Annotated in this window: 13 protein-coding genes; 5 read left to right on the top strand and 8 right to left on the bottom strand. The window is 65.1% G+C overall.

Translation table 11 applies throughout. The features are described 5' to 3' along the window. The coding region (gene tnpB / locus BMY22_RS05235) for an IS66 family insertion sequence element accessory protein TnpB (RefSeq protein WP_244158798.1) at nt 1–219 on the bottom strand (219 nt) is incomplete at its 3' end. Between tnpB and BMY22_RS05230 the strand changes: the two genes are divergently transcribed. The 3 genes from BMY22_RS05230 (at nt 218) to BMY22_RS05220 (ending at nt 1,342) form a co-directional block, all read left to right on the top strand. Beyond that, complete coding sequence (locus BMY22_RS05230) at nt 218–496, top strand: hypothetical protein (protein WP_090620112.1); 279 nt, start codon at nt 218–220, stop codon at nt 494–496. The genes tnpB and BMY22_RS05230 overlap by 2 nt on opposite strands. A gap of 245 nt (nt 497–741) precedes the next feature. Then, nucleotides 742–1,023, top strand: coding sequence for a type II toxin-antitoxin system RelE/ParE family toxin (locus tag BMY22_RS05225; protein WP_090620123.1), 282 nt, complete (start codon nt 742–744; stop codon nt 1,021–1,023). A gap of 10 nt (nt 1,024–1,033) precedes the next feature. Beyond that, nucleotides 1,034–1,342, top strand: a complete 309-nt coding sequence (locus BMY22_RS05220; protein WP_090620111.1) for a HigA family addiction module antitoxin — start codon at nt 1,034–1,036, stop codon at nt 1,340–1,342. Between the two features lie 92 nt (nt 1,343–1,434). On the opposite strand, the gene BMY22_RS05215 is transcribed toward BMY22_RS05220, so the two are convergent. From BMY22_RS05215 to BMY22_RS05200, 5 genes are all read right to left on the bottom strand, one after another. After that, nucleotides 1,435–1,938, bottom strand: a complete 504-nt coding sequence (locus BMY22_RS05215; RefSeq protein ID WP_090620109.1) for a hypothetical protein — start codon at nt 1,936–1,938, stop codon at nt 1,435–1,437. 343 nt (nt 1,939–2,281) lie between these two features. Continuing rightward, nucleotides 2,282–4,006, bottom strand: a complete 1,725-nt coding sequence (locus BMY22_RS05210) for a primase-helicase family protein (RefSeq protein ID WP_090620108.1) — start codon at nt 4,004–4,006, stop codon at nt 2,282–2,284. After that, on the bottom strand, nt 3,999–4,673 hold the full coding sequence (locus BMY22_RS05205) for a BRO-N domain-containing protein (RefSeq protein WP_090620106.1): 675 nt from the start codon (nt 4,671–4,673) through the stop codon (nt 3,999–4,001). Before BMY22_RS05205 ends, BMY22_RS05210 begins: the two co-directional genes overlap by 8 nt. Further along, a complete protein-coding gene (locus BMY22_RS24275) occupies nt 4,666–4,836 on the bottom strand; it encodes a hypothetical protein (RefSeq protein WP_167363701.1) in 171 nt (56 codons plus the stop codon). Before BMY22_RS24275 ends, BMY22_RS05205 begins: the two co-directional genes overlap by 8 nt. A 314-nt stretch (nt 4,837–5,150) precedes the next feature. Then, nucleotides 5,151–6,200, bottom strand: coding sequence for a PriCT-2 domain-containing protein (locus BMY22_RS05200; protein ID WP_090620105.1), 1,050 nt, complete (start codon nt 6,198–6,200; stop codon nt 5,151–5,153). A gap of 146 nt (nt 6,201–6,346) precedes the next feature. On the opposite strand from BMY22_RS05200, the gene BMY22_RS05195 reads away from it, so the two are divergent. Further along, nucleotides 6,347–6,637 carry a type II toxin-antitoxin system RelE/ParE family toxin gene (locus BMY22_RS05195; protein ID WP_090620103.1) on the top strand — a complete coding sequence of 97 codons (291 nt, stop codon included), beginning with the start codon at nt 6,347–6,349 and terminating at the stop codon, nt 6,635–6,637. 21 nt (nt 6,638–6,658) lie between these two features. Beyond that, nucleotides 6,659–6,931, top strand: a complete 273-nt coding sequence (locus BMY22_RS05190) for an addiction module antidote protein (protein WP_090620121.1) — start codon at nt 6,659–6,661, stop codon at nt 6,929–6,931. A gap of 31 nt (nt 6,932–6,962) precedes the next feature. On the opposite strand, the gene BMY22_RS05185 is transcribed toward BMY22_RS05190, so the two are convergent. Further along, the gene (locus tag BMY22_RS05185) at nt 6,963–7,460 is read right to left on the bottom strand and encodes a hypothetical protein (protein WP_090620102.1); all 498 of its coding nucleotides are present in this window, start codon (nt 7,458–7,460) and stop codon (nt 6,963–6,965) included. A gap of 233 nt (nt 7,461–7,693) precedes the next feature. After that, nucleotides 7,694–7,930, bottom strand: coding sequence for a transcriptional regulator (locus BMY22_RS05180; RefSeq protein WP_090620100.1), 237 nt, complete (start codon nt 7,928–7,930; stop codon nt 7,694–7,696). Nucleotides 7,931–7,966 lie beyond the last annotated feature (36 nt).

Raw genomic sequence — 7,966 nt, 5'->3', positions numbered from 1 at the left:
CTCCAGGCGCTTGAGCCACAGACAGAAGCCGTTGCGATGCCAGTACAGAATTTTCACTTGGTTGCGTGTGCGATTGAGGAAGACGAACAACACAGGGTCGAACACCGCGACCTTGATATCCAACTCGACCAGGGCTGCCAAGCCATTGATGGATTTACGGAAATCGACCGGCTTGGGGTAGAGGTAAACAGCTTTGACGTTGGGGGCGGGACGCATCATGCGGGGCAAGTTCCAGAAGGAATCGGGAGCTCAGCATCAGATCTCAGGGCGCGGTTTCGAAGGTAGGGTTTATGGAGCGGTTACGTCGGAAGACGTCTCCGCCGCCGCGCTCAAGCGCGTCATCGCCTGGCAGCGCGTCAAGGCCGAAGCAGCCGCCGACGAGCCGGTGGCGCACGATGCCGGCGATCTTTATGACCCGAACGACCCTACGGCCGTGGATGCCTTCTGGGACGCAGCCACCGTGCGTTCCCGTGGCGAGAAGCACAGCCAGCGCTGATACAAGCGGTGGGCAATCGCTGCGCGAGTTGCCCACCCTACCGACTCTCAAACCTCCCCCACCAACACCCGCCACGCCACCCTATCCGCCGCCTGCAACCGCTTCTCCAGGCGCTCCTGTACGGCCCTGGGTGCGCGGTAGGTACGTTCGCTGATCGCTAGCTTGGCGAGCTGGGCCGGGCTGGCGGGCGCCGTTCGGCTGGCTAACATTGCTCGTTAGTAACGCGCAGCGTTACCATGCCCGCCATGGCGATCAATTCATTCAAGTGCCGCGACACCGAAAGCCTGTTCGACGGTGATCGCGTGCGGCGTTTCGTGAACATCGAGGCCGTCGCCATGCGCAAGCTGGCGATGCTGAACCGCGCCGGGCGTCTGGACGATCTGCGAGTGCCGCCCGGCAACCGGCTGGAGGCGCTCAAGGGCGACCGGCTCGGGCAGTACAGCATTCGCATCAACGACCAGTGGCGGGTGTGCTTCCGCTGGTCGGATGCCGGCGCGGACGATGTTGAAATCGTGGACTACCACTGAGGAGGTGAGCATGCGCGAAGTAGCCTACCCACATCCGGGCGAGATTCTGCTCGAGGAGTTCCTCAAGCCGATGGGGATCACCCAGTACCGGCTGGCCAAGGAGATCGGCGTGCCGCAGCGGCGTATCGGCGAGATCGTGGCCGGCAAACGTGCCGTGACGGCCGACACGGGCCTGCGTCTGGCGCGGTTCTTCGGGATGTCGGAAGACTTCTGGATCGGCCTGCAGTCGGACTACGACCGCGAGATGACCAAGGACGCCATTGCCGAGACGCTGGCGAAGATCCGCCCGTGGGCCGAGACGCATCCGGCGCACGCATGAAACCGTAGGGTGGACAACGGCGCAGCCTTGTCCACCGGCCCGCGCCCTCGGCGGTGAGCAATCGCTGCGCGAGTTGCCCACCCTACCGACTCTCAAACCTCCCCCACCAACACCCGCCACGCCACCCTATCCGCCTCCCGCAACCGCTTCTCCAGCCGCTCCGCCACGGCCCTGTGCAGTTCGGCCACCTGCGTGCGGTAGGTGCGCTCGCTGATCGCCAGTTCGGCCAGTTGGGCCACCACGGGAGGCTGCTCGCCGGCATGCACGTAGCGCACCTTGGCCAGTGTGTAGAGCACCCGCCCACGGCCGCCGAGGCCGCCTTCTTCGCGTGGGGCGCTCAGGGAGCGCAGCACGTCGTCCACCACGCGGCAGACCCGGCTGTGCTGGGCGAACAGCGCCGCTACGCCCAAGCCGCGCTCTCCGCCGCTGCCACGGCCGCCGCCGAGCCACTGGTCGGTGTCGCCCAGCGGCGAGCGCAGCGAAGCTTCCAGGGCCGGCGCAGCGCGTTCCTGGCCCCATTGGCGCAACAGGTCGTCCACTGCCGTCATCATTCCGCCTGCGCGCACCTGGTCCTGCTTTTCGCCGTAAACCGCCATATCCCTGCTCTCCTTCTGGTCGAATTCAACCCTAGTCGGGAAATCCTCGACCCTAGTCACAACCCTAGTCACAAAAAATCCTTTAATTTCAAAGGCTTTATAGACTTTTACTAGGGTGACTAGGGTTGCTAGGGGTTTTCCCTCACGCATGAGAAAAATCATCGGCACGCATTGAGGCGCCGTCAGATACCGATAAAAACGCACCCGCGTACGCGCGCGCCCGCGTGAACCCTAGTCACCCTAGACAGACCCCCGCCAAGCCAGCAACGGCGCGGGTTTGCGCTGGCTAGGGTTAGCGAAAACGACCCTAGACAAACCCTAGCAACCCTAGTCAAGACAGCCATCAGGCCACCTCCGTCGGTTTCTCGGCATCCATCGGCACCGTGAAGCCCTGGCACTTCTCCCACTTCTCCGGCCCCCAGCCGGCCCAGTAGGCGGCGCGGCGGAAGGCCCGGATCTTCGCGCCGACGGCCTCGCTGTTGCCGATGTCCACCGTCTCGTCTTCCGGTACGAAGAGGATCGCCCGTCGTCGCACGCCATCGTCGCCTTTCCAGCCCACCTGACCCGCCGTCTTGGGCACCTGGGTGGAGAGGAACAGCGACAGCTTGGTCGCGCTCAAGGTGTTCTCGCGGTTGCGCGAGCACCAGGTGAGGAAGAGGTCGTGGATGTCCTCGGTGCGCGCCAGGCCGAAGGGCACGCCCAGCGTCCCGAACTTCCAGGCTACGAAGAAGTTTTCCCAACTGGCCCGGCTCAAGGCCACCAGCCGCTGCCGCGCCTCCGTCTGCGGCGGGCGGGTTCGCCGGTTGAAGTCGCCCAGGTCGTAGCTCAGCAGGTAGCCGTACAGCGCCTCCAGCCCGCCGTTGGCCAGCTCGTACTCGACGGCCTTCTGCCGCTCCTCGGGCAGCGTTTCCTCGGGCCAGATGACCAGCATGCGCCGGTCGTTCTCGCTGATCGGCCACGGCATGATCTCGTTGGACAGGAACACGGCGTTCATGTGGTTGGCCTCTTCCCAGCCGTTGACGAACTTCGATTCCATCCGCACGGTCTTGCCGGTGACCATGTGCTTGATCTTGCCCACCTGGTTGTAACGCTGGTCCCGGCTCACCACTTCCTCGAACACGGCGTAGAGCTTGTTCGACTGCCACACCGTCCAGCTCGATTCCAGTTGCGCCTGACCGACCGTCGCGGCGTAGGCGCCGTAGATCGCGCCCATGATGTCCGCCGACAGCAGGCTCTTGCCCGAGCCTTCCATGGTCGAGTGCATGAGCACGGCCGTGTCCATCTTCGCGCCCAGGTGCTGCAGCGGGTAGGCCAGCCAGCAGGTCAGCCAGTGCGTCGCCTGCGGGTCGCCGTTGCAGAGGAAGCCGATCATCCCGCGCAGCGTCCGGCACTTCTCCGGCGCGTCCTCCGGCGTCAGCGGCAGGCCCTCGAAGGTGTTGATGTACACCTCCGGGTCTTTGGTCATGGTCGGGTCGAAGACGATGTGGTCCATGTCCACGGTGCGCCGCTGCGGGCTGTTCAGCCACAGGCCGTAGGCATCGCCCAGGGCCATCTTCACCGCGCCTTCCGGCACGCGCCGGCGCTTGGCCACGTCCCAGGCGTCCTTGGTGCCGTCGATGTAGACGTAACGCTCGACCGGCGACAGCTCCGAGCCGCCGTCGCGCGTCGCCTTGCCGGCCAGCTTGGCCTGATCGACCAGCCGCTGCGCCTGATCCTCGGCGATCAGCTTCTTGTCCATCCGCCCGAACCAGGCGGTGGCCACCGGCTTGGTCACCAGCGCCTCGAAGGCTGTCTTCTTGAGGGTCGCCTGCTTGTGCATGTCGAAGACCGCCGTCTTGCCCTCGACCAGCGCGAACCTCTGGAAGACCTTCGCGGCAATCGCGGCGTCGCGCCGCGCCTTGGCCTCTTCGCCCTCCCCGGCCCCCTCGGTCGCCGCAGCCGCTTCGGGCGGCTGCACCACAGATGGGGTGCGGGGAAGAGTCAGCGCCTGCGCGAGCTGCGCGCGCACGGCGTCGAGGCCGTGGGCCACGTGCAGGTCGTTCCAGTCCAGCTTCCGTGCTTCATTCATCCTTGTGCTCCCGCAGATGCGGTAAGCACACCGCTGCACCAAGACGTTTTGCCGCTGCCTCAATAATGTCCGGCAACAGGGTCAGTGCCGGACCGAACCTATCGCCCACATACCCTGCTAACTGATCCGACTGCATCACCACTGCCGAGCGCGGTATGACTTGAGCCTGTGGCTGCCCGGTCCAGTCCCAGCTCACAAGCAAGCGCAGGTCACGCAGGAACAGTTCAGGGCGCTCGTGGATCAGATCCCAGGCGGCATTCTTCACAGCGGTATCGGTTAACGCCGCACGCACCTCGGTCATTTCCGCGCGGATAGCGTCGGCATCCGGGTGCTCATAGCGCCCGGTCTTGCGGATCGACGGCAGCACCTCGGACGTCACCCACTTCTTGAAGCGCTTGGCCGCCGGCTTGCGGCTCTTGAGGATCGCCGCGTACAGGCCGGACTCGTTGATGATCAGCAGCTCGCGATCCTGCTCTACACCATTGTCAGACCTGGTACTCACAATGTGAGTATCAGCTTCGTCGTCATCCAGGTTGCGGATCATGTTGCCGGCATCGCGATACTCCAGCGCTTCGGCTACATCGCCGGCCACGAACCACAGCTCGCCGTCACGCTCGATGACGCGAACCGGATGCTGATCGAAGGAAAACGGAATGACGTTAGCCATGCTGCACCTCCCCGGCTTCCAGGCGGCGCACGATGCTCATGTGATGGTTGTAACGGGAAAGACGAGTGGAAAGGCTGGAGTCGGCGTGCAGCGCGGCCAGGGCCATGCGGCGATGGGCCAGCGCCCGGAGTTTGGACGGATTGAGGGCGTGCGAGTGCTTCATGCGTGATGCTCCTTTGTCTGAGGAGCTGCCACGATTCGTCGCCAAACGAATATAGGTGGCAGCCGTGCGCAGGTTGGCGAACCGGGGACAAAGGAACCCGGCAGACCCGAAGGTCTCCCACACACGGCCGCCATAACTCTGAACGGCAGGCACAAAAAAAGCGCCTGCTGTCGAATGATGGGCGCTTGTGCGCCTTTGCCTGATCGGGTCGCCAAACCCGGCCACTGTCGCTTTCACAGTGGACTTGCGGGCAAGGATAGGCCCGAGCACAGCACGGGTCAACGATTCAAAGCGAATGGATTGAGTATCCAACATCACGCCGCCTCCCCCATCGCCCCGGCCGGCAGCGCCGGGAAGGCCGCCACCGCGTCCAGCGCCGCCGCCGCGGCTTCGGCCTTGGTGCGGCCCGGATTGCCCGGCTGGCTCGGGTCGTCGTCGCCAGCGAATACCAGCGCCGCTTCCGGGTACAGCTCGCGCAGCGCACGGCCGACCGCCAGCAGATTGCCCGCGTCGAACGCCACCGCCACCGGCCAGCCGGTGGCTTCATGTACGCTCGCCGCCGTCGCATAGCCCTCGGCCACCGCCAGCACCGCGGCACCGGCCGGCTCGCCGATCAGGTGGAAGCAACCCTGCTTGCGCCCGTACTTCGGGAACAGCTTGGTGCCCTGCCCGTTGATCGACTGCAACGCCCACAGCCGCCCCGCCGCATCGCGCAGCGGCACCGCCATGTAGCCCTTGCGGAACACCAGCATCGACAGGTGCGCCGGGCGCGGCTTCGGCACCATGCCCAGCCAGCGCTGGGCATCCTCGCCGACCCAGATCTGGCAACGCTCCGCCTGATCGTCGATCTCCAGCACCACCAGATGCGAGAAGTGCCCCACGCCGTGGCCGCCCACCCGCTTGCGCTGCAGGTAGTCGCTCGCGCCCTCGGGCCGGCAGTGCTCGGCCCAGATCCGCCCGCACGCCTCGGCCACCGCCTCGCGCATCCGTGCCGAGCGGGCTTCGTCCGCCTCGACCTCGGCCTGCCGCGCCTGACGCCTCGCCTCCAGTTGTTCGGCCAGCCGGCGCCGATCCTCGCGGCTCAGTTCGCGCTTCTCCGGCAACCAGCCGGCGTCTTTGGCCAGCTTGATCACCGTGCCCATGCCGGTGCCCGACTTGCGGAACGACCGCCACACCGTCTGCGCATCGCGCGGGCTGTACCCGGTGCCGGACTGGCTCCAGTCGTCCCAGTCATCGAAGGCAGCCTCGCCGAACTCGACTTTCAGCCCCATGCCGACCTGAATCCACACCTCCCGGCTATCCGCCGGGATGAAGCGCAGCAGCAACGGCAGGTCGGCCAGTTGCAGATCGATCTTGTTGCTCATCGGTGCCGCTCCTTATCCCTACCCACGGCAAAGAAAACATGCAGGCCAAGCTGGCCAAATCGATGCCCCTGAAGACGAGGGAGTAAGGGCACCGCGCGGCATCCCATGCGCTTGACAGGTGTAGCCTTTTGGCTACAGTGCGGGCCATGTATTCCATCATCGAAACCGAAGCCTTCAGCGACTGGCTGAGTGGGCTGAAAGACACCATCACCCGTATGCGGCTGATCAAGCGCTTGCAGCGTGCGGCGCTGGGCAACCTGGGCGACGTGAAGCCCGTTGGCGAAGGCGTGTTCGAGATGCGTGAGTTCTTCGGCCCCGGCTGGAGGATGTACTACGTGCAACGGGGCGATGTGCTGCTGATCATGCTGGGCGGCGGCGACAAGTCCAACCAGCAACGTGACATCGAGCGGGCAATTCAGTTGTCCAAGGAGCTCTGAGTGACCAAAGCCAAATTGAAAATGCGCCCCTTTGATGCGGCCCACTACCTGAACAGCGAAGAGGACATTGCGGCCTACCTCGACGTGGTGCTGGAGGATAACGATCCAAGATTGCTGGCCGTCGCCCTGGGCGATATCGCTCGTGCGCGCGGCATGACCGAACTGGCCAGAAAAACCGGCCTGTCGCGTGAGAGCCTGTACAAGAGTTTGTCCGGCGAGCGGACCCCCAATACGGAAACGCTGCTCAAGGTTATTCATGCCTTGGGCTTCAAACTGACGGTCACGCCCGCCTGATCGCGGCTGAACGCCGGCCTGATTCGGGGCATCAGTCATCACCCCCCTCCCCGTCGCGCTCCATCGCCTCGCGGGCGCCGGCCATGATGCCCAGCACCGCCTCGATCACCTCGTTGCCGTGGCGCTCCAGCTGCAGTACCTCGCGCTCTTCCCAGCGGCTGTCGGCCAGCCCGTCGTGCAGGCTGCCGACGAAACGGCTCTTGCGGGCCAGCAGATCGGCCAGCGCGAGCAGCGCATCCACCGTCGCCGGCACCGGCTTCGGGCGATAGAACACCCCGCCCTTGATACGGGCGATGGTCCGCAGCGTCTCGCTGGCTTCGACCAGTTCGAGCCAGCGCTCGAAATCGCGCACGCTCAACAGGTGGTCGGGGTAGCTGATGGAAAACTTCTTCTGGTAGCTGTTGTAGGAAAAGCCCAGCGTGGCGCATACCGCAACCGGGCCGCCGCGTTCGCGGCGAGTGTCGTGGTCCACGGCCTGTTCCAGGGTCAGAACAGGGCCGAGGCCACGGGTGGGGTCGATTCTCGACATTGGCGTTAATCCCTTGGAAACGCCGTGGCGAGACGCAGGCCCGTTGGCCTATCATCTGCCGCGACAAAGTGCTTGCTGTGCGACGTCAAGCTGGCGGATCACCGTGGTGGGTGCCCGCCAGCACCAAGCTCAGTGCCGCCTTGGTGGGTAGCACTGGGCAGGCAGGAGCGAAGACCGTGGTGGGTTATCGCTTCGGCCAACCGACTGGCGGGGGCAACCCCGCCGGTTTCTTTTCAGGCCGCCTCCCCCGGCTCGCTACCCCGCAGGTAGGCCCAGTCGATATCCGACCTCATCTCTTCGCAGCTCACTTCGCCGCCAGTCTCGCGGTCGATGCTCACGGCCAGCCCGGCCGAGGCCCGCCGATGGCCGTAGGCCACCTGCTTGATCTGACCGGCAGACGTGCCGCAGCGCAGGGCGAACTGCTCCAGCTCCGGCTTCTTCAAGGGTTTGATGTACTCGCGCAGATTCATACGCACCTCCTCTCGTCGCGGCAGAGATTAGCAACC

This window comes from Azotobacter beijerinckii (assembly GCF_900110885.1).
Taxonomy (GTDB): Bacteria; Pseudomonadota; Gammaproteobacteria; order Pseudomonadales; family Pseudomonadaceae; genus Azotobacter; species Azotobacter beijerinckii.
The sequence above is the reverse complement of the archived record's forward strand: the minus strand, read 5'-3'. Positions and strand labels throughout refer to the sequence as shown.